22 protein-coding genes are annotated in these 23,083 nt (G+C 30.8%); all 22 read left to right on the top strand.

The genetic code is table 11. The features are described from left to right. Positions 1–9 precede the first annotated feature (9 nt). Positions 10–1,485 (top strand): UDP-N-acetylmuramoyl-L-alanyl-D-glutamate--2,6-diaminopimelate ligase, encoded by a 1,476-nt coding sequence (locus B5X81_RS15520; protein ID WP_079492986.1) that lies wholly within the window; start codon positions 10–12, stop codon positions 1,483–1,485. After that, positions 1,478–2,860 (top strand): UDP-N-acetylmuramoyl-tripeptide--D-alanyl-D-alanine ligase, encoded by a 1,383-nt coding sequence (locus B5X81_RS15515; protein ID WP_079492984.1) that lies wholly within the window; start codon positions 1,478–1,480, stop codon positions 2,858–2,860. Before B5X81_RS15520 ends, B5X81_RS15515 begins: the two co-directional genes overlap by 8 nt. Before the next feature lie 4 nt (positions 2,861–2,864). Continuing rightward, complete coding sequence (gene mraY / locus B5X81_RS15510; protein ID WP_079492983.1) at positions 2,865–3,845, top strand: phospho-N-acetylmuramoyl-pentapeptide-transferase; 981 nt, start codon at positions 2,865–2,867, stop codon at positions 3,843–3,845. A gap of 60 nt (positions 3,846–3,905) precedes the next feature. Further along, positions 3,906–5,264 (top strand): UDP-N-acetylmuramoyl-L-alanine--D-glutamate ligase, encoded by a 1,359-nt coding sequence (gene murD, locus B5X81_RS15505; RefSeq protein ID WP_079492981.1) that lies wholly within the window; start codon positions 3,906–3,908, stop codon positions 5,262–5,264. A gap of 1 nt (position 5,265) precedes the next feature. Further along, positions 5,266–6,372, top strand: coding sequence for a stage V sporulation protein E (gene spoVE, locus B5X81_RS15500; protein WP_079492980.1), 1,107 nt, complete (start codon positions 5,266–5,268; stop codon positions 6,370–6,372). A gap of 96 nt (positions 6,373–6,468) precedes the next feature. Further along, positions 6,469–7,728 (top strand): UDP-N-acetylglucosamine 1-carboxyvinyltransferase, encoded by a 1,260-nt coding sequence (gene murA, locus B5X81_RS15495; RefSeq protein ID WP_079492978.1) that lies wholly within the window; start codon positions 6,469–6,471, stop codon positions 7,726–7,728. A 130-nt stretch (positions 7,729–7,858) separates the two neighbouring features. Beyond that, complete coding sequence (locus B5X81_RS15490) at positions 7,859–8,611, top strand: cell division protein FtsQ/DivIB (RefSeq protein ID WP_079492977.1); 753 nt, start codon at positions 7,859–7,861, stop codon at positions 8,609–8,611. A gap of 11 nt (positions 8,612–8,622) precedes the next feature. After that, positions 8,623–9,348, top strand: coding sequence for a DUF881 domain-containing protein (locus tag B5X81_RS15485; RefSeq protein WP_079492975.1), 726 nt, complete (start codon positions 8,623–8,625; stop codon positions 9,346–9,348). Between the two features lie 18 nt (positions 9,349–9,366). After that, a complete protein-coding gene (locus tag B5X81_RS15480; RefSeq protein WP_079492974.1) occupies positions 9,367–10,083 on the top strand; it encodes a DUF881 domain-containing protein in 717 nt (238 codons plus the stop codon). A 9-nt stretch (positions 10,084–10,092) separates the two neighbouring features. After that, positions 10,093–10,434, top strand: coding sequence for a small basic family protein (locus B5X81_RS15475; RefSeq protein ID WP_208985073.1), 342 nt, complete (start codon positions 10,093–10,095; stop codon positions 10,432–10,434). Between the two features lie 160 nt (positions 10,435–10,594). Continuing rightward, complete coding sequence (ftsZ, locus tag B5X81_RS15470) at positions 10,595–11,683, top strand: cell division protein FtsZ (protein WP_079492972.1); 1,089 nt, start codon at positions 10,595–10,597, stop codon at positions 11,681–11,683. A gap of 228 nt (positions 11,684–11,911) precedes the next feature. Then, a complete protein-coding gene (locus B5X81_RS15465; protein ID WP_079492971.1) occupies positions 11,912–13,276 on the top strand; it encodes a hypothetical protein in 1,365 nt (454 codons plus the stop codon). 44 nt (positions 13,277–13,320) lie between these two features. Then, positions 13,321–14,175, top strand: a complete 855-nt coding sequence (gene cpaB / locus B5X81_RS15460; protein WP_079492969.1) for a Flp pilus assembly protein CpaB — start codon at positions 13,321–13,323, stop codon at positions 14,173–14,175. Further along, positions 14,168–15,022, top strand: a complete 855-nt coding sequence (locus B5X81_RS15455; protein WP_079492968.1) for an AAA family ATPase — start codon at positions 14,168–14,170, stop codon at positions 15,020–15,022. Before cpaB ends, B5X81_RS15455 begins: the two co-directional genes overlap by 8 nt. Continuing rightward, on the top strand, positions 15,015–16,409 hold the full coding sequence (locus tag B5X81_RS15450) for a CpaF family protein (RefSeq protein WP_079492966.1): 1,395 nt from the start codon (positions 15,015–15,017) through the stop codon (positions 16,407–16,409). The genes B5X81_RS15455 and B5X81_RS15450 overlap by 8 nt, the downstream gene beginning before the upstream one ends. A 10-nt stretch (positions 16,410–16,419) precedes the next feature. Further along, on the top strand, positions 16,420–17,397 hold the full coding sequence (locus B5X81_RS15445; RefSeq protein ID WP_079492965.1) for a type II secretion system F family protein: 978 nt from the start codon (positions 16,420–16,422) through the stop codon (positions 17,395–17,397). A 16-nt stretch (positions 17,398–17,413) separates the two neighbouring features. After that, positions 17,414–18,301 (top strand): hypothetical protein, encoded by an 888-nt coding sequence (locus tag B5X81_RS15440; RefSeq protein ID WP_079492964.1) that lies wholly within the window; start codon positions 17,414–17,416, stop codon positions 18,299–18,301. Positions 18,302–18,333: 32 nt separating this feature from the next. Next, a complete protein-coding gene (locus tag B5X81_RS27535; RefSeq protein WP_170917455.1) occupies positions 18,334–18,492 on the top strand; it encodes a hypothetical protein in 159 nt (52 codons plus the stop codon). 3 nt (positions 18,493–18,495) lie between these two features. Beyond that, positions 18,496–18,960: a DUF4320 family protein gene (locus B5X81_RS15435; RefSeq protein ID WP_079492963.1), complete on the top strand. Its 465-nt coding sequence runs from the start codon at positions 18,496–18,498 to the stop codon at positions 18,958–18,960. 5 nt (positions 18,961–18,965) lie between these two features. After that, positions 18,966–19,406 (top strand): DUF4320 family protein, encoded by a 441-nt coding sequence (locus B5X81_RS15430; protein WP_079492962.1) that lies wholly within the window; start codon positions 18,966–18,968, stop codon positions 19,404–19,406. Positions 19,407–19,414: 8 nt separating this feature from the next. Then, entirely contained in the window at positions 19,415–19,930 is a 516-nt protein-coding gene (locus B5X81_RS15425) for a hypothetical protein (RefSeq protein ID WP_139380365.1), read from the top strand. A 13-nt stretch (positions 19,931–19,943) separates the two neighbouring features. After that, positions 19,944–23,083 (top strand): immunoglobulin-like domain-containing protein (locus B5X81_RS15420; protein ID WP_170917454.1); only part of this gene is annotated, 3,140 nt, incomplete at its 3' end.

Below are 23,083 nucleotides of genomic sequence, written 5' to 3'. Positions count from 1 at the left end.
GAGATTTGTATGAAATTACGGTATTTGTTAAAAAACATTAAAGCTTCAAAAGTTTATGGTGATAATGATATTGATATTTCAGGAATTGCCTATGATTCAAGGATAGTGGAGAAGGATAATTTATTTGTATGTATTAGTGGCTTTAAAACAGATGGGCATAAATATATAAAGAATGCAATTGAAAAGGGTGCAAGGGCAATTGTTATTGAAAAAGATATAGATGATATTGCTGGTGATATCTGTGAAAATAATATCGCAATTATAAAGGTTTGTGATAGTCGAGATGCGCTATCTAAACTATCTGTAAACTTTTATAATGATCCCAGTAGAGAAATCAAGGTAATAGGTATTACTGGTACCAATGGTAAAACATCTATAACTTATTTAATTAGAAGTATATTTAAGGCCAATAACAAAAGAACTAGTTTAATAGGAACTATGAAGAATATAATATTAGATGAAGAGTATAAAACCAGTAATACTACACCAGAATCCCTTGAATTACAATATTTGTTTAGTGAAATGGTAAAAAAAGATATTGACATATGTTCAATGGAGGTGTCATCTCATTCCCTTGACCTTAAAAGGGTTGAAGATGTAAAATTTAACATAGGTGTATTTACTAATTTAACTGCTGATCATCTGGATTTTCATGAGGATATGGAAAGTTATAAAAAAGCTAAGGAAAAATTATTTTATAAAACCTCTGATGTTAACATAATTAATGTTGACGATAAATATGGAAAGAAGATATATGATAAAATAAAAAAATTGAAAACTTCTGTTTTAAGCTATGGAATAAATAGTAATTGTGATATATATGCTGAAGACATAGATATGCATGCTACATATTCTAAATTTAGAGTTGTTACACCTAAGTACTCTGGAGATATAGAGATAAATATTCCCGGATTGTTTTCAATTTATAATATTTTGGCCACTATAGCTGTATGCTACTCTATGGGATATGGTTATGAAGATATTGCTAAGAATATTAAAAATATAAAACCTATACGAGGAAGATTTGAACCTGTAGAGAATGATAAAGGTATAAATGTAATTGTTGATTATGCCCATACCCCCGATGCTTTAGAAAATGTATTAAATACTGTTAATCAATTTGCAAAGGGTAAAGTCATTACAGTATTTGGCTGTGGAGGAGACAGGGATGCCACCAAACGACCCCTTATGGGTAAGGTGGCCTATGATTTGTCTGATCATTGCATTATCACTAATGATAATCCTCGTAGCGAAGATCCGGAAATAATAGTTAAGGATATATTACAGGGGATTGGACCCGATCAGAAGAAATATAATATTATTATAGATAGAAGAGAAGCTATAAAAGAAGCCATAAAAAAGGCAAAAACCAATGATATTGTTCTTATAGCTGGAAAGGGACATGAGACCTATCAGATTATCGATGATAAGATTTATGATTTTGATGATAGAAAAGTAGCAATGGAGGTTTTAACTGATGATTGATATTAAAGATATTTTAAAAGCCACAAAGGGAAAGCTTATAAGGGGAAATGAAAATATAAAAGTAAAGGGTGTTTCAATAGATTCTAGAAGCATTAAAAAGGATTATCTTTTTATTCCAATAATAGGAGAGCGGTTTGATGGCCACTCATTTATTGAAGGTGCTTTTAAAGCTGGAGCAATAGCAGCCTTGACAAGCAGAGAAATTGAAATCAATGGGAATTCAGATATATGTTTAATAATGGTAGATGATACACTCAAGGCTCTGCAAGATATGGGCAAATACTTCTTAAAGCAGGCCAATATTCCAGTTGTTGCAGTTACAGGAAGCACGGGAAAAACTACTTCAAAGGAAATGATTTATAATGTGTTATCACAAAAATATAATGTTTTAAAAAACGAAGGAAATTTTAATAATCATATTGGACTTCCCCTTACACTGATGAAAATAGGAAAAGAACACGAAATACTTGTATTGGAAATGGGTATGAGTAATAGAGGGGAAATTGATCTTTTGTGTAAAATAGCAGATCCTCAAGTTGGAGTGATAACAAATATAGGTCTTTGCCATATAGAAAATTTAGGTTCAAAGGAAGAGATATTCAATGCAAAAATGGAAATTTCAAATTATATGGATAAAACCCAGCTATTAATATTAAATGGAGACGATGAATATTTAGAGAAAGTAAAATATAAAAATACTAAGTATAAAAAAGTATTTACTGGATTAGAGAATGGTAATGATATATTTGCATCAAATATAAAAAAATTAGGAAATGAAGGTGTGGAATTTACGATTGAGTATGATAATAAGACATACAATATTAGGCTTAATGTACCTGGTGTTCATAATGTAAATAATGCCCTTTTAGCAATAGCTACTGGTATTTACTATGGTATACCCTTTGAAAAAATAAAGGAAGGGCTGGGGGATTTTAAGGGAAATAAGATGAGACTAAATATTATCAATACCCATGAAAAAATAAAAATAATTAATGATTGCTACAATGCCAACCCTGATTCAATGAAGGCAGCTCTTTATGTTCTAGAAGATATGGAATCTAAAAGAAAAATAGCAGTATTGGGAGATATGCTGGAGCTTGGAAATTATTCCCGGAGAGCCCACGAAAAAGTGGGAGAATTAGTTTCTAAAAAAAATATTGATTTGCTAATTACTGTGGGACCAGAGGCTAAAAATATTGTTAAAGGTGCAATAGAAAGTGGATTTCCTAAGGAAAATACCTTTGTTTTAGGAGATAATATGACGGCTATTAATTTATTATCTTACATAAAAGAATCTGGAGATGTGATATTAATCAAGGCCTCAAGGAGTATGAAAATGGAGGAAATTGTACAGTATCTACAAGAGAGGAGATAAATAAATGACTGATTTTATACTACTGATGATTAGGATAGCTATTTCATTTATCCTTACGTTGGTTTTAGGATATTTCATTATCCCATTTTTAAGAAGGCTTAAGGTGGGTCAAAGTATTAGAGCAGAAGGACCTCAGTCCCATTACACTAAATCAGGAACACCAACAATGGGCGGAATAATAATGATAGCTGCAATATTGATTACAACCTTAACATCTGGGAAATTAAATAGACATATGTATATAGTTTTATTTTCTACACTTGGATTTGGTTTAATTGGTTTTATTGATGATTTTATAAAAGTTGTTTTGAAGCGTAATTTAGGACTTAGAGCCTATCAAAAACTTATTGGACAAATTACAATAGCAGTTATAATTGCAATTTATCAATCCAAAACATCTGCTTATGAAACTAATGTATTGGTACCATTTTCTGACTATATTCCCTTTTTAGGCGAAAAGCTGGATTTGGGTTTTCTTTATATTCCTTTTATTGCATTTGTTGTAGTGGCCACAACGAATAGTGTGAATTTGACTGATGGATTAGATGGACTGGCTTCTGGAGTTACCCTTATAGTGGCTTCCTTTTTTAGTTTGTATGCTCATCATTGGGGATATCCTAGTATAGCTGTGTTTTCTGCAGCTCTAACAGGTGCTTGTCTAGGTTTTTTGCGTTTTAATGCTTATCCAGCAAGGGTTTTTATGGGGGATACCGGATCAATGGCTCTGGGAGGAGCCATTGCAGCTATAGCAATACTGACAAATTTAACATTGTTTATACCTATTGTTGGAGGAATATATTTTGCAGAGGCCTTGTCAGTTATAATACAGGTAGTTTCATTTAAACTTACTGGGAAACGCGTATTTAAAATGAGTCCTCTCCACCATCACTTTGAATTATCTGGATGGAAGGAAACAAAAATCGTAGTGGTTTTTTGGGGTGTTACATTATTGCTATGTATTGTAGGGCTTTATGGACTTAAATAGAAAATAGTTTTACCATCCTATATTTTGTTGTTTTATTTCTCTAAGGAGGGAATTACAAAAATGAATCTTAAAGATAAAAATGTTCTAGTAGTTGGAATGGCAAAATCAGGTATTCCTACAGTGAAGGTATTGTCAAGTCTTGGTGCTAATATCACTGTAAATGATATTAAAACAGAAGAAAATCTAAAGAATATATTAGATGAAATAGCCCATCTTTGCGACGATATAGTTCTTGGAGTACATCCTGAAAGAATAGAAAAATATGATTTGATTGTTTTAAGTCCGGGAGTGCCTACAGATTTAGTTTTTTTAAAGAAAGCAAAGAAAGAAAATATTGAAATAATAGGAGAGCTTGAGTTGGCATATAGGCTAAGTAAAGGAAAATACTTAGCAATCACAGGAACTAATGGTAAGACTACAACTACTGCCCTTGTAGGTGAAATTTTTAAAAATGCCAGTTTAAAGACATTTATCGTCGGAAATATTGGATTAGCTGCAATTTCCAAGGCGTTAGAAACTACTGATGATACCTTCCTAATTACTGAGGTAAGTAGTTTTCAATTGGAGACTATAGAAAAATTTAAACCAAGGATTTCTGCTATATTAAATATTACACCTGATCATCTTAATCGTCATAAAACTATGGAAAACTATATAGAAGCTAAGGCCAATATTTTTATGAATCAAGAAGAGAATGATTTAGTAATTTTAAATTATGATAATGATATAACAAGGAATTTAGCTTCTAAGGCAAATTGTAGGGTCATATTTTTTAGTAGAAAAGAAATTCTAAAAGAGGGAGTCTATGTTCAAGGTGGAAACATAATAGTAAAGGACAATGATGATATAGATATAATATGTAAAACCAATGATATTTACATAGCAGGTAATCATAATCTTGAAAATGCTTTAGCGGCTGTGGCTTTTGCATATTATTCAGGAATAAATATTGATATAATTAAATATACTTTAAATAGCTTTAAAGGTATTGAGCATAGAACTGAGTTTGTATGTGAAATAGATGGAATAAAATTTTATAATGATTCAAAGGGAACAAATCCAGATGCATCTATAAAGGCTGTAGAAGGGCTTAAGGGGCCTTTAGTACTGATAGCAGGAGGGATGGATAAGGGCGGTTTGTTTGATGAATTTGTTGCCTCCTTTAATAATAAGGTTAGAGCATTGATTTTATTAGGTGAAACTGCATACAAAATTAAGGAAACAGCTGAAAAGTATGGTTTTAAGAATATTTACATTGTAAAAAATATGGAAGAAGCTGTGAATGTTGCCTATAAAAATGCAAAGAAAAATGATACAATTCTTTTATCTCCAGCATGTGCAAGCTGGGATATGTATGAAAGCTATGAGGTAAGAGGAAGACATTTCAAAGACTGTGTAGGAAAAATAAGGAGGACGTAGGATGGCCCAAAAAAAATCCTTTGATTTTACGTTAATGATAACTGTGCTTATTCTGGTTGTCATTGGGATAATTATGGTTTTTAGTTCCAGCCAATATTATTCATTCTATAACTATAACCAGGACAGCTATCATTTTCTAAAAAAGAATTTAATGTGGGCAGGTATTGGAATAGTTGCTATGCTTTTCACAATGAATTTTAATTATAAGGGATATAAAAGGATTGCTCTTCCAGCATATATTTTCAGTATAATTTTACTTGTTTTAGTAATCACACCTTTGGGTACAAATTTAAATGGTGCACAGAGATGGATAAGTGTGGGAGGAATAACCATAATGCCCTCTGAGATTGCCAAAATATGCGGAATTATTTTTGTTGCAGATACCTTAACGAGAAAAGTAAAGGATATTAGTAATTTTTTTAAAGGAATAATTCCCTATTTAATGATAATAGGTTTATATGTTGCTTTAATTCTTAAACAGCCAAATTTAAGTACAGCTATTACTATTGCCCTTATAATTACTTCTATGCTTTTTGTTGCTGGAATGAGATGGCTTCATATAATGTTTTTAGGAACTACTGGTGTTGGAATGATAATTTTAATGATAATAGCAAAACCCTATAGGATGAGAAGACTAGTTGCTTTTTTAGATCCCTTTAAAGATCCTAAAGGTGATGGTTACCAAGTAATTCAGTCTTTATTTGCTTTAGGCTCTGGTGGTCTCTTTGGTGTTGGTCTTGGCAGAAGTGTTCAAAATAAACTGTATATACCAGAACCTCAAAATGATTTCATATTTGCAACTATTGGTGAAGAGCTGGGCTTTATTGGATGTGTAACTGTAATGCTTTTATTTTTATTCCTTATCTGGAGAGGTATTAGGATAGCTATACATGCACCTGATTTATTTAGTTCTCTATTGGCTACAGGAATAACTGCAATGATTGCAATACAAGTAATGATTAATATTGCAGTGGCAACTTCATCTATGCCTGTAACTGGGATACCCCTGCCATTTATTAGTTTTGGAGGGAATTCTCTAGCAATTTTTATGGCTGCAGTAGGTATATTATTAAATATTTCAAAATACACTGAAGAGGATTTATCTTAATAAAAAATCATAAGAGTATTTGTAACACCTGTGAGAGATATGCATACAATAGTTATATATTCTTCTTATTTTTCTATGCTCTCGGAGGTGAACCATGTGTCGAAGTACTTGATTAATGGAGGTAAAAAATTAAAGGGAGAATTAGAAATTAGTGGAGCTAAAAATGCAGTATTACCAATCTTAGCTGCATCAGTAATAAATGGTGGTAAAAGTGTTATCAATGGATTTCCTGATCTTAGAGATGTGGATATTATGATAGAAATACTTAAATCCATAGGATGTAGGGTAAAAAAAAGTAGCAAATCAATAATTGTAGATTCTAAGAATATATTTACACAAGAAATAGATGAAAGCCTAGTTAGAGAAATGAGATCATCCATCTTTCTGATGGGACCTATGTTAGCGCGATTTGGAAAAATAAAAATCAGCTATCCCGGTGGCTGCGAAATTGGACATAGACCAATTGATTTACATTTAAAGGGACTCAGGGAAATGGGAGTTAAGATATCAGAATCCCATGGATTTCTTGAGTGTAGTGTAGATCATTTAAAGGGAGCAGAAATTCATTTAGATTATCCAAGTGTTGGAGCCACAGAAAATATTATGCTATCGGCAGTTTTAGCAAATGGGAAAACTTATATAAGAAATGCAGCTAAGGAACCGGAAATAGTAGATCTTCAGGAATATCTAAATGCCATGGGAGCAAAAGTAAATGGAGCGGGTACTAGTGTAATAGAAATAATAGGTGTTGACAGTTTATCTGATGTGAATCACAGGATAATTCCCGATAGAATAGTAGCTGGAACTATTTTAGCAGCTGCAGCAATAACTAAAAGTGAAATAACCATTACTAATGTCATACAAGACCATATAGTATCAGTGATTTCAAAGCTCAAGGAAGTTGGATGTATGATATTGGAAAAGGAAAATAAAGATGAGATAAAAATAATTCCACCAACTATACTTAAGCCTGTAGATATTATTAGAACTTTGCCGTATCCTGGCTTTCCAACAGATATGCAGCCTCAGTTTATGTCTTTGTTGAGCCTTGCCCAGGGAACCAGTATAGTTACGGAAACAGTATTTGAGAATAGGTTTAAGCATACTGAGGAATTAATGAGAATGGGAGCAAAAATTAAGGTTGATGGAAGAGTGGCTGTTATTAAGGGGGTTAATGAATTAACTGGGGCAAAGGTGGAAGCAAAGGATTTAAGAGGTGGAGCCGCCTTGGTTATAGCAGGACTGGCAGCAGAAGGAACAACAATAGTTGAAAATATTAAACATATTGAAAGAGGATACGATAAATTTGATTTAATGCTTAGGAAGCTAGGGGCTGACATAAAACGAATAGACTGAAATAGCGGCAATTAATGCTGCTATTTAGAAAATTAGTTTTTGGACAAGGTTGACAAGTTATTCAGTAATTTTTAGGGTTAAGGTTGAAGTTAATGTTAAGGTTAAAGCTCACGAAACCTGGGAGGGAAAAATGTATAAATCTAAAAATAGGGTTGATAAAAAGGTAAGGTATGGTAAGATTAAGATATATTTCTTGATATTTTTTTTATTGTCTACTATAATATTCATTATCCTTTTCAAAACTAATTTTTTTGAAATAAATGGGATTTTTGTCAATAGCAATACAGTTGTTTCTGATGATGAAATAGTATCATATTCTGGAATAAAGACAGGTGATAATATTTTTAAAATAAAGTTGTCGGAGGCAAGAGAAAAATTAATTAAAAATCCTCTTATAAAGGATGTAACCATTAAAAGAAAATTGCCTAATAAATTAATTATTAATGTTATCGAAAGAAAAAAGTTGGCTGCTGTATCCTATATGGGTATATATTTTGTTATAGATGAAGAAGGTGTTATTCTCTATACTGCACAAGCAGTTGAGGATATGTATGTTATTGAAGGATTTGAATTTGAAAGCTTTTTAAAGGGCGAAAAAATAAAAGTAAAAAATGAAGAGGATTTAAGAAAGATAATAGAACTTTGCAGTCTTTTAGAAAATTCAGACTTAGCAATAATACCTAAGATATCTTATGAAAATGAAAATATAATTTTATATATTGATGAAGATTTTAAAATCAAGTTTGGAAGAGGTGAAAACTTATCAAAAAGGTTTGTAATATTTAAAGCAATTTATTATGATTTAATTAGTAAAAACATTGATTCAGGGTCTGTTGATATAAGCCATGATGGCTATCCTACTTATAGTCCGTTTGGAGAATAGGAGGCAGTAATATGAAGAGCTTTAAAGACAAAATATTGCTTGGAATTATATGCATTGTATTAGGAATAGTACTTGCTCTACAATTTAGAATAGTTCAAGCAAATTATTTGAAGGGAACAATCCCCAGTAAGAGGGTCTTAGAATTAAAAGTTGAATTAAAAAATGCTCAAGAAGAAAAACAGGTTTTAAATGAAGAGTTGGATTTATATAAAAACAAACTGAAGGAAATTGAAGGTGCAGCTTCTGAGGACAGTGCAATTATAAAAAGATTGAATGAAGAATTAGAAAAATATAAAGAATTTGCTGGATTTACAAGGTTAAAAGGACCTGGTATTGAAATTGTTATTGACGATCCTCCCAGTGATTTAGAATTTGATACTGAAGAAAGCGTAATTATGTATAACTATGACATTTTATTAAGTATTATAAACTTTTTGAACTCAGCTGGTGCTGAGGCAATATCTATTAATGAGCAAAGAATTGTTGCCAACACTGAAATGCAGCTGGCCGGAAATAGCCTTCAGATTAATTCGGTTCCTACTGGACCACCTATAGTCATAAAAGCCATTGGAGATCCAGATACATTAAAATCAGTATTAGATTGGAGATTTGGTATAGTAGCTCAAATGAGAGAATATTATAATCTACAGGTTGATATAAAGAAAATGAATGAATTAGAAATTGAAAGATATAATGATATAATCAAATATGAATATGCTAAACCAATAGATGATTAATAACTTTGGAGTGATTTAATGAAAAAAAGTTATTCAAGGTTAAATATTATAATTTTAACAATAATTCTAGGGCTACTAATTTCTCTTCTAATTAGAAGTATAGAAGAAAAGAATGTACATGTGTCTTTAGAAGAAGTACGTGATTATAAACAAAGCCTAGAAAATGAGAAAGCAGAGATTGAAAATTTAAAATCTGTTATTTCAGCTACTAAAGATAAAATTAATAATTTTAATATGACTAAAATTAAAGATGGGGATATAACTAAATTATTACAAGAAGAAGTTAATGAATATAAAACCCTTGCAGGTTCAACAGATGTTTATGGACCTGGGGTGATAGTAATAATTGATGATGCCAGCAGAGAGCTATATGAGGGTGAAAATCCAAATAATGTTTTAGTCCATAATATAGATGTTCTTAATATAGTAAATGATCTTAAAGCTGCTGGAGCTGAGGCGATTTCAATAAACAATCAAAGAATAATTTCGAGTACAGAAATTGATTGTTCAGGTTATACAATAGAAATTAATGGTGTAGACTATGGACATCCCTTTATAATAAAGGCTATTGGAGAGCCTGCCCATCTCGAGGCTGCCATTAATGCGCCTATGGCTTACGGTCATGATTTAAGGCTGGTTTATGGTATTTTTATAGAAGTTAATCCAAGTGCATATATTAAAATTCCTAAGTATGAAGGTTCTATTTTATACAAATATACAAAATCAGAAAAGTAGGTGATAAGGTTGATTATAGGGATATTTGGTATTATAATAGGCTTGGTGATAGGTTTTTATTTACCCATTGCCTTTCCAACTATATATTCGCCATATACATCTGTAGCTCTACTTGCGGCAATTGATTCGGTTTTTGGAGCAATTAGGGCTACTTTAGAAAATAAGTTCAATTCAACAATATTTGTTACGGGTTTTATAGGTAATGCAATAATTGCAGGACTATTGGCCTATATTGGTGATAAAATGGGCGTACCTCTTTATTATGCTGCTATTTTTACCTTTGGATCTAGGTTATTCCAAAACTTTGCCATAATAAGAAGAATGCTAATTGAAAAATTTAACAATAGGTAATTATTTTGTTTTTTGAGAAGGAAATTTAAATGTTTTGTTGAAATAGTAGTATTATATTATTTTATAATGATTAATTAGATGATAAAGTATTTAGAAAAACATATAATAATTGAGTTTGCTATTATACAGTATAGTTGATCGTGTTGAAGGGGGTTTTTTAGTGTTAGAATTCGATATTGATGTAGAACAATTTGCTCAGATAAAAGTAATAGGTGTTGGCGGTGGAGGAAATAATGCTGTCAATAGAATGATAGAATCAAATCTGCAAGGTATTCAGTTTATAGTAGTTAATACTGATAAGCAGGCATTGTTTACATCTAGGGCAGAATATAAGATACAAATTGGTGAAAAATTAACAAGAGGTTTAGGTGCTGGAGCTAATCCAGATGTGGGAAAGAAAGCTGCTGAAGAAAGTAGAGATGATATTTATCAGTCTCTGCAGGGGGCAGACATGGTTTTTATCACTGCTGGAATGGGTGGTGGGACAGGAACAGGAGCAGCTCCAATTGTTGCTGAAATTGCTAAGGAGATGGGAATACTAACTGTAGGAGTTGTAACAAAACCCTTTATGTTCGAAGGCAAAAGAAGAATGCTTCATGCTGAAAAGGGGATCGAAGATTTAAAAACAAAGGTTGATACACTGGTTACAATACCAAATGATAGACTACTCCAAGTCGTTGAAAGAAAAACTTCAATAATGGATGCATTTAAAATTGCAGATGATGTTTTAAGACAAGGGGTACAAGGTATATCAGACCTTATAGCTATTCCAGGATTAGTTAATCTAGATTTTGCTGATGTAAAAACTATAATGTTTGAGCAAGGATTAGCCCATATGGGTATTGGAAAGGCCAATGGAGAAAATAGGGCCGCTGAAGCCGCTAAGCTTGCTATTCAGAGTCCTTTATTGGAAACTTCCATAAATGGAGCACAGGGAGTGCTTCTCAATATAACTGGTGGCTCAAATCTTGGTTTGTTTGAAGTCAATGAAGCTGCTGAAATAGTTTCCCAAGCTGCTGATGCAGATGCAAATATTATTTTTGGTGCTGTAATAGATGAATCATTAAAGGATGAACTTAGGATTACAGTAATTGCTACTGGATTTGAAAGTAAGAGTAGTGAAAGAGATTTAAAACAGTTAAGCAATGAAAAACAAAATCAAAATAATGAAGTAAAAGAAGAAGAGAAAACAAAAGAAAATGATAGTGAAATATTAGATATACCCACTTTTTTAAGAAGAAAAAGATAAGTATTTCTACATAAGATATTTCTACATAAAAAGGCCAAGGATAAGATTCCTTGGTCTTTTTATGTAGAAATACATCTAATATTAGCAAAAAATAGGAAAAAATGACATCTATAACATGGAATCTAAGAAATATTATGTAAAAAATATACTAAAATTGTTGACAGTACCATATTATGTATGAGAGAATCTCTAGTAAGGGGACTCAAAATGTAAAAAAAGGATGATCTTATGAAGAAAGTGCTATTAGCTTTTGATGATTTGAGAAAAATAAACCAGGTAAAAAATAAGCTTAAAGATAAATTGGAAAAAAGAGGATTTTTGGTTAGACTGGCTAAAGAAATTTCTCTTCAGGAAATAGAAAAATTATTGGATGAAGAGGGAGATTACAGTATTCTAATTCTTAAAGAAAATTTTCAATTTGATAATTATATTAATGAGTATTATTTATTTAAAATCAGTAATAAATTTTCAAATCTCAATATGGTATGTATTATTGACAATAAACATTATGGATCAAATTGCATAAGAGAGTTATTTGAAAGAAATATATATAATTGCATATTTACAAAGGATGCATCTATAGAAAATATAGTTTATATAAGTATAAATCCAAGGTTGCAAGATGAGGCTAAAGGATATTATGGATTATATGATAATTTTACGGACACAAAGAAGGAAGATAAGTATTTTTCAAAGTTACCTATAGGATTTACTAAAAAGAAAGTAAAGAAAATGTATAGAGATGATAAAGTAATTATCAAAGAAAAAGTAGTATATAAGACGCCACGGGATTATCAAAAAATTATTGGAATATATAGCCCATATTCTGCAGGTAAAACAGTTATTGCTGCTAATTTAGCTAAATGTTATACAAAGAACAAGCTCACTGTGGGTCTAATAGATACGGATTATTATAAAAAAGATCTCATATATTATTTTCCATTAAAAAATTCTGATTTTCTAAAAATGCTCAATCTATATAAAGATTTAGAAGGTGAGAGGGATACATCAGATATATCCTCCTATGGAATAAGTATTGGTAAAAGACTTACACTTTTCAGCGACCATAGAGATTCAATATATAAAATAACTTATGAAATGGTAAATTCAATTGTAAGAAATTGTGTAGCCAATATAATTATCATAGATATATCAAAGGATTTAGATAATACAGTAATTAATGAGATATTGTCTCTTTGTGATGAAAGGATTATAGTGGCCGATAAAATGTTATCCACCTTGAATGGACTTCCCTATAAACTTTCCTTAAAAAGATTTAACAGGAGAAATATTAGCTTAATAATTAATAGGGATGTAAATATTAAAAATCTTAGTAATATGGATATAATTAAGCACTTTAAACATATTGAGTTATTTGGTAAGGAAAAGTATAGTTTGAATTTTGATGAAATATTCTTTATTCCTAATAATCTGGAGCTCATTGCTGAAGCATTGGCTAGAAGGGAAGTGGCCTATGGTAAAGATAAGGATTTTGATGAAAGTATTGAAAAAATTGCTGCCACCCTTTATAAAATAAGTGCTTTAAAATCAAATAAAAGGAGCTTATTGGGTAAGTTGTTTAAAGAAATATAAAAGATATAGAGTAAGATTTTTATTTATTAAAGGGGGAGAGAAATTTGAGGGGTAGATTAAAGAGTATTTTAATAATAGTGACATCATTGCTTATTGCAATAATCACAGGATTTTATCTAGTTCCAAAGGATGTTGAAAAAACTAGACAGACAACTATGGTAATTAGGTTTAAGGAAAGTATAGGAAAAAATCAAAGAGTAAAAAAGGATCATTTGGATGTTATTGAGATAGGAAGCTATAATCTTCCTAACTATATAGTAAATGAGGAAAGTGAAATCATAGGTAAATATGCAGTGACACCTATGAACAAGGGCGAATTTGCAATAAGAAATTATTTTCAAGATAATAAGGTGCCCGATGATGCATTTCTTTATGAAGATACTTTAGTTGATGGGATAAGTTTTGAAACAGATCTTGCAAAATGTGTAGGAGGTATACCTAAGAAAGGAGATAAGGTAAGAGTAATAATATATAAAAAAGCTAAGGATAAGGATTCTGAAAGCGAAGTGATAATATATGATGAGCTTTCTAGTTTAGAAGTAATAAAGGTTGCAAATAAAAATGGAGTTTCTATAGCTCAGGCGGAAAATGATAATAGTGACATTAATAATTCTATTGTGCCAGGTGTAGTCACAGTAAAGGCTGATATTAAACAACAACAGCTCCTTGTTAAAGGCGTATATGATGGAGTTATACATCTAGCTTTAAGACCTAGAATATTAGCTCAAAAGGTCAAAAAGAAGCCTTCATCACTATCCCCTGAAGCTGAAAAAAAAGCTGGCTCTGGACAAGCTAATCAAAATAAAAATGAATCTACTAAAGAAATAGAGACAACTACTGAGTTTTCTGGCAATAAAAACAATAATACTGAAAGAGAGGGATTTAAATTAGATGATTGATAAAAGAGTATTTGCCCTATGGAGCCCAAAGCCAGGGACTGGTACTAGTTTCTTAACTGCCAATCTAGGAAAGTATTCTTCTATGGAAGGATATTTAACTGGTGTGATAGATTTAAATAGACAATATTCATCACTACCACATATTTTGAATATTCATCCCCAGAAAAATAAAAGTCTTAGAAATGCATTATTTACAGATAACGATAGAGATGTAATAATAAATTTTCAGGAAAATGAAAAGAATCAAAAATATTTATTTGTTTTAGGACTTAATCCAGGTGATAGTGTAGATGACTTACATGAGTTAGAAAGAAAGGATATTGAAAGACTTTATCAAATTGCTAAGGAAAAATTTAATATAGTTTTTTTAGATTTACCTACTTCTTACATAGAGTATACAAGTTATATAGGTTGGTTTTTTGCAGAAAAAATCATAGTTGTGATTGATAATGATATAAATAGCTTATTTGCATTGAGAAAGTATTTAAAGCAGTTTGAAGAATTGAATATAAAAAAAGATAAGCTGATTCTTGTTGTGAATAAGGATATAGGAATTATTTCAAAAAAAGATATTAAATTAATAACTGGTCTTGATGTAAAGAGTATTATACCTTTTAGTAAACATATTGTCATGGATTCAAATGAAGGTAAAACAATATTTGACGCTGGAGGTAACTTCAAGGATAGATACATTCAAAATCAAATTAAGTATATTTTTGAGGAGCTTATAGAAAAAGAAGTTAATCGGGGAAGAAAATATAGGAAAAATAGATTTCTATTTAGAAGAAGAAATGAAGAAGATAGGAACAGAAATATCTGGAAAGAAGTAGGTGGATCCAATGAATAATTTCATTCCTAATATTAATGAGGATAAATATTTAGTTGGTATTCAAAAAAGACAAGCAAGAAAGACTTCCGTAACTGAAGGTGCAGAAAGGGCTTTGGAATATTTCGTTGACGAGGTTAGAAAGTATTTAACAAATAATTATCCAGAGCTTTTTCAGGATACATTATCCAATGATTATGCCAGAGAAAAAATAAAGGAAAAAGTAGCAAACTATATTCAAACCAGGGCCATAAAAATAGAAGGAATAGAAGGATTAGATGAAACTATACAGACTATAAATCTTGAAATTTTAGATTTTGGAGTAATAACAGAATACTTAGAGGATGAAAGAGTTGAGGAGATAAGGGTTAATTCTTCTGAAGATATACGAATAGTTGTAAAGGGAAGAGAATATAAGACCAATAAAAAGTTTTCATCAATGGAAACAGCAATAAATATAGCAAAAAAAATAGTAAGAACTGTTGGGAAAACTCTTTCACCATCATCACCAATTGTGGATGCAAGACTTAAAAATGGGCAAAGGGTAGCTTGTATTATAAAGCCTACAGCACTTAGTGGAATAAATCTTACTATAAGAAAACAAAAAAAGGAGGTCTTCACTGCAGAAAAGCTTATTAGCTTTGGAAGTGCCACTGAAGATATGTTTAAATTCATAGATATTTTAGGAGAAGCAGAAATTTCTATGATGATAATAGGACCAACTAACAGCGGTAAAACAGCGACTCTACAAACTATATTAACCAGATTGGCACAAAAAAATCTTGACCGTAGGATAATAACAATGGAAGATACGGCAGAACTTAATATTAAAGGTGCTATAGCATGGGAAACAAGAAATAATATTACACTTCTTGATCTTCTTATTCATTCTTTAAGACAGTCACCTGAGACAATGGTATTGGGGGAAATGAGGGGAAAAGAAGCTCAAACTGTGGTCGCTGCCGCAAATACAGGGCATCAGCTTTATAATTCATTTCATGCTAATGGACCCAGTGATGCACCTACAAGAATTCTTCAGATGTATATGATGGGACCTACTACCCTTACTCAGGATATGATACTTAATATGATAGTAAATGCATTTCCAATATGTGTATTTCAAAAAAAATTAAAGGATGGCAGTAGAAAAATAATGAGTATATCAGAGATAGAGGAATACGATGGAGGAAGACTTAAATATCGTGAAATTTTTAAATTTAAACCCACTGGAATTAAACAAGTTGAGGAAGTAAATCCATTAACCGGAGATAAATTTTACAGAAAAAGCATTATAGGCAAACATATATTTAATAGAAATATTAGCGACAGGCTTTATGAAAAACTTTTGGAATCAGGTATAGATATAAAAATTGCTGACATTTATCATAAGGTAAAAGCAGAAAATTAAGGAGGAAAAAATGGAAAGTACTTTAGTCTATATTTTAATAGTAATATTATCTACATTTATAGGAATATTCACCTTGTTATATTCAACTTTTGGTGGGAGTAGATATGGAGATTTTAAAGGCTTTTCCATCAGAGGGAAAAAACACAAGCAGAAAATTGAAAATTACGAAAAAATTTTAAAGGAAAATAGAAGAAAAGAAATTCTTAAGTTAAAGCCTAGTTTAAAGGAACGTTTAGAGAAGAAAATCAAAAATACAATTGAATTATCAGAAATAAACATGACTTTGGATAAATTTATATTTTATACATTGATAGCAAGTGCACCAGGATTAGCCTTTGGAATTATTTTAAGAAATCCTTTTTTAATAATAATATTTAGTGCTTTATCAGGAGCTATACCTTTTTTTTATATACAAGAAAGGGCAAAGAAGAAATTTAAAGTCATTGAAGAAAATCTACCTGCTTCTTTAGGGAATATTATAGCTCAGTTTATGAGTGAAGAGGATTTTGTAATAGCCGTTGAAAAAAAATTGGATCAGCTTCCAGATCCATTAGATAAGTATTTTACATCATTTGTTAATGAGGTACAGGTTCTTAACATAAGTGTTGTTGAAGCATTGGAAAACTTAAAAGAAAGAGTGGATAATTATTATTTTAAAGAGTTTATAGATTTGGCTATACAAACAGAGGTTCAAGGGGAGAAGCTTAAGTATACAATGCTTACAATACCAGAAGATCTTAGAGATATTCAACAGGTCCAGGGAGAATTTGATTTGATAAGGAAAAAATATGTTAGAAATTTTATTGCAACCTTGATATTCTTTCCTCTTAATCTATTAATTTTGAGGGTGGGCTATAAAAGATACTATGAACTTCTAGTATATACAATTCAAGGAAAAATTGGTTTAGCTTTTCTAGTTTTAATCCTTGTAGGATGCGTTTATTTTCTTTACAAATATAATAAATCGATTAAAGTTGAAATTGATTAAGGGGGTGATATTAAAATTGAACATACAAGCTTTGTATTCATTGATAATATGTGTTTCACTATTTATTGCTTTATATGGGCTGAAGGATTTGTTGATATTAAATATAAGCAGGAAAACCAGGAAAAAGACTAGATGGATTTATGAATATAGTGATGAAAAAAAGGTTCTTTTAATGGAAGAATTTTTAAAGCCATTTGCGGATTTTATAAATAATAAAATAAAAATAACAAAGTATGATAGGGAAATTCTTGAAAGAAATTTATTAAGACTTGGTGAGGAAATAACACCTGAACAGCACGAGGCAAAAAAAATCATTTATCCAAGCTTCATGGTTTTGCTGGGACTAGGACTAAGTTTTTTTTCAGTAACAATACTTGCCGTTTCCACAATTTTTGCCATTTTTATGTATTTTCAACCAGATAGTGAGCTTGAAAAGAAAGTTAAGGAGCTTAATGGTAATATTCTAAAAGAATTTCCACGCTTTGCAAGGACTTTAAGATATTCTCCCCATGAAAATATAATACATACTATAGAAGATTATTTAAAAATATCTAAAGGGCCATTGTATTATGATTTAAAAATACTTCATGCAAAAATAGAGGCAGGAACATCGGAAAAGGAGGCACTTCAGGATTTTGCAGATAAAATAGGAATACATGCTATCCAGAATTATATTATGGCGGTTATAACAGGACTGGAAACCAGCAAGGAAAATGTAGATACACTTTATGCTATTCAGGAAGAAAAAATAAGACAGATGAACCTGAGTAATATTAAAGATGAAATGAATAAAAGACCAGAAATTTTAGAAAGAATTAATGCAGTAGTTCTATATAGCATAATGGCTATGAATGGGTTGGCAATAATTTTATCTTTCTTTTATGATTTTACAAAACAATTTTAATAAATAAAATGAGAGGTTTAAGGAGGGTAATTATGAACAAATTATTTGGATTGGCAATAGCAGTTGTAGTGGTGGTAGCATTATTAAGCATATTTAAGGATCAGGCCACTGAAATAGCAAATAATCTATTTGAAAGATTTAGTGATTCAATTGATGATGGTTTGATTTTTATTTTACCAAAGGTGTTTTAAAAGATGAAAATAAAAATTAGAAAAATTGGAGAACATAGCAGGAATCATATTAAAAACCAGAGAGGAATTTCAAATCTCTCTGGTTTGGTCATAATATTTTGTTTTTTAATGTTTTTACCGATACTTTATTCATTGGTTGGAACCTATACAACATGGAAAAATCTTAATACCATCATAAGTACAACGGTAAATATGGCAAAGAAAAGTGGTGGATTCAATGATATGGTTTTAAATAGATATGAAGAGCTTTTAGATGAATATGAGATTGATAGAAGTAAATTAACAGAGGAATTTCTACCGGGAAAAAATATTAAGGTGAACAAAAAAAATAGATTAGGCCTAGAAATAACATATAAAAAGAAGCTTACCTTTATGCAGCTAGATAAAACTAAATTTTCAATAAATATTTCAATACCTGTAGAGAGCTTTTCATATTCACAGGTATATTTTAAACCAAATGAGTTATAAAAATTATGATTGAAGGTGATACCTTGGATTACTTAAAAAATCAAAAGGGGAATATGACAATAGAAGCTTTGGGCTTTACTTTTAAAATATTAGTTGTTACAGTCATGGTTTTTCAACTTTCAATATTTTTAGTTCATATAGGATATGCAAAAATGGCTGTTGATGAGACAGTGAGAAGGGCTGAATCTGAAGGTATGATTAGTGAGGACTATCTTAAAAAGCAGTTTAATAAAAGAAATATAAGCTATGACAATATCAGAATTGTTGATACTAAGCCATCCTTTTATAAGAAAGCAGATAAACTAGGGGATAGGCTTTTTTTAAAAATAGAATACGGACATGAAGTGAAATTTGGAGACTTTTGGAATATAAAGCTTAATATACCCCTTAAGGCTTCAGGAACTAATCAGGGATATTACGGAAGTGGATATGGAGAAGGCTGGTGATTAAATATATGAATAATATTAAAAGACTAATTAAAAGTGAAAAGGGTTCGTCTTCTCTAGTTTCTTTAGTAAAGTTCTTTTTGCTCATAGCTGTTATAGGGTTAGGTATAGAGTTTGTAAGAATACAGGCAGTACATAAGACCCTTAATACAAAGATTGAAATAATTGCCCAGGACAGTCTTGAAATAAATCTTTTGGATGAGTATAGAAAAGCACATATTTCATTGGTAAAAGAAAGGGATGTAAAAAATACATTTTATGACTTGTTAAAAACTGAATTTAACTTAGATAATTCTTTAAAGCCTATAGGAAAAGGAGTATTGTCTAAAAAGATATTCATTGAAGAAATAACGGTGGAAGAAGGCAGCTATAAAAAGGATAGAAATAGCAGCCAAAATACAGAATTTCCTTCTATTAAGGTTAAAGGATATACAGAAAAGCCAATTATACTAGTGTCTTTTTTGACAAAATATAATGCCAAAATATTATTTGACATAGAAGTTGAGAATAGCAGATATGATTAAGGGGGATTGTTTTATGAATCTAAACTGCTTAAGTATGATTAAGAAAGTTTTAAGAGTTAGAGAAAATATTAATTTTGGTAGGGTTTTAATTCTATTATTATGTTTTATAATTGTTGGCCAAGTTTACTTTGTTACCTATAGCTATGCTGAACCACAAGCAAATGCTAATGACAATCAAGAATGGATATGGATATATTCATCAGATGAAGCAGGAAATTTATATGCAAGATATAAAAATACAAATTCAATAGAATTAATGATAGCGTTAAACCCAAAAAAATTTGGAACAGGTTGGTACTATACACAAGATTACTCTGATAGCAATTGGTTATGGAGTAATAATGGGAAAATAATATTTAATAATCACAAATATCCTCCAAATAATAATATTTATACTAATACAACAATCGTTCCTAAAAACACAATTTTACAACCTTATCATAATTCACACTTTTATCAAGGATACGTTGCATTAGGAGTTGTGTCTAAAAATGGAGGAGGAACTAGGGCGTCAATGTATATACCGCATGATAAAACTATAAAAATATCTGACTATTTAAATAAAGAACCTAATATATCGATAATTTCAGCACTCGAAAATGAATATTTTGGTAAGAAAGAAGGTCACAACAATATTCTTTTAGAAGGAAAAGTTAATGATGATGATATTGGAGATGAAATTACAGTAAAATATACACTTCATCATATAGATTCAGCCACAAATTTGGCAGGACATACTGATGTAGAGATATTTAATGTATCGACGTCTGACGGCACAGATAAATCCTTTAATTATAGTATCACAGTGGATGAGACTATTCCAAGTGGTAAATATGAACTTAGAATAATAGCTCAGGATGATAAGGGTGGTAAAGGTGAAAGGATAATCCCAATAACTATTGACAACACACCACCACAGACAAATGCACCATCAGTAAATGCAGTAAGTGATATAGAAATAGAAATAACTCCTAATTCCACTGATACCAGTGGCTTAAATGCAACAGAAACATATATTTATAATAAAAACGATGAAGATATAAGTGGATGGGTAGCAGATACTTCATACTTAGATACAGAACTTACAGCAAATACACAATATACATACAAATATAAAGCCAAGGACATTTTGGATAATGAAAGCGAATACTCGCCTACAGCTAATGTTTATACCAAGGCCCTAAATCCTGAAAGCATAGTAATTACAGATAATGGAGGAATATCATTAACATTTGAGATAACTAATACCGTGCAAGGACAAGTACCTGAACATAGACTTGAACTGAAGCTTAAAGGAGCAGGGGCCAGTGGAGCTAATGCTGCTGTTTCAGATTGGAGCATGGAGACTATTAGGGAATTAACAGGATTGTCAATAGAAACTGATTATGAATTATGGGTTACAACTAGAAACGGTGATAAGGTAGAAAACGATAAATACCTTGCATTAGGTAGTTTTATAACAAATACAGCTCCTATAATAGATATATTATCACCAGATAATCAAATACTTTCTGAGAAAAGTGGATATAATGAATTCATTGTAGAAGGTACAATACAAGATTCAGATGTTGGTGATAACATAACAGTCTATTATTCTATAGAAGATAATGCAGGAAGCCTTGTTGAAGAGCATGCTATAAAGAGTATTGCTAGTTTATCAGCAGATGGTAATATTCAAAGTTTTAACAATTATCCTATTACAATAGACAGCAGATTACCAGAAGGTGATTATACCATAAGAATATGGTGTGAAGATGATAGAACTGGTAAATCAAATGAAATAGCTAAGAATTTTAAAATAGACAAGGCAAGCCCAACAGTAAATGTTCCTACAGTAAGTACTATAAGTGATACAGAGATACAAATTACACCAGATGCAAGTGATCCAAGCAATCTACATACGACACCATATCTATACAATAGAGACAATACAGATATAAGCTCATGGATTGATAAAAACCCATATTTAGATACAGGACTTACAGCAAATACACAATATACATATAAATACAAAGCAAAGGATAGAGTAGATAATGAAAGTGAATATTCACCTACAGCTAAGATTTATACTAAGGCTTTAAATCCAGAAAGTATATTGATAACAGATAGTTCAGGAACATCATTAACATTTGAAATAACCAATGCCATTCAAGGACAAGTACCTGAACATAGACTTGAACTGAAGCTTAAAGGAGCAGGGATGAGTGGAGACAATGTTGCTTTTTCAGATTGGAGCATAGAGACTACTAGAGAATTGACTGGATTAGAAAAATTTACTGAATATGAATTATGGGTTACAACTAGAAATAGTGATAAAGTAGAAAACGATAAATACCTTGCACTAAATAGTTTTACAACAAATATACCTCCAAGCTTAAGTATAACAACTGCAGAAGGAGATATAAACCTTAATTACAATGGTACATTTGAATTAGAGGGAGCAGTTTCTGATTCAGACAATGATACAGTAGAGATTACAGCAGTTATAGGAGAGATTGAAAAAACAATAAGTATAGATACCTTAGAAAATTCAAATTGGTCATTATCCTGGAAGGGTTCAGAATTAAAATCAGGATTATTTGAAGGAATAACTATTAACGCAGATGATGGAAAAGGTGGAAGTGATACTAAAAAATGGAATGGAAGTATTGCTATTAACCCTTATATAAGATTAAATGGAAATAATTTAGTAGAAATAGAAAGAGAAAATAGATTCATAGATCCAGGAGCAAGTTCAAATTATTCGGTAAAAGTTACAGGAACAGTTGATACTTCAAAGCTTGGAACATATGTATTAACCTATGAAGCAGAAAATCCTGTTGGTACAGTGGCTAGGGCAAATAGAACAATAGTAGTTATAAAGAACTTAAAGGATAGAATAAGAGATAAAATTGATGATATAAATAAAGAATTGGATGATTTAGAAAATACCAAAGAAAGTAATCTGCCAAGGGATATTGAAGACTTAAATAAATCAATAGATGAATTAGAAGATCAAATAAATGAGCTTCCTGAAGGAAAGGAAAAGGATGATTTTATAGATGAGCTTGAAAAAATAAAGGAAAGAAGGGATAAACTTCAGGAGAAAGTAAATAACAAGGATTATTTTGAAGATAAAATAGATAAAATATACATTGATTTTGAAAGGGATCC

The organism is Maledivibacter halophilus, assembly GCF_900167445.1.
Taxonomy (GTDB): Bacteria; Bacillota; Clostridia; order Peptostreptococcales; family Caminicellaceae; genus Maledivibacter; species Maledivibacter halophilus.
The sequence above is the reverse complement of the archived record's forward strand: the minus strand, read 5'-3'. Positions and strand labels throughout refer to the sequence as shown.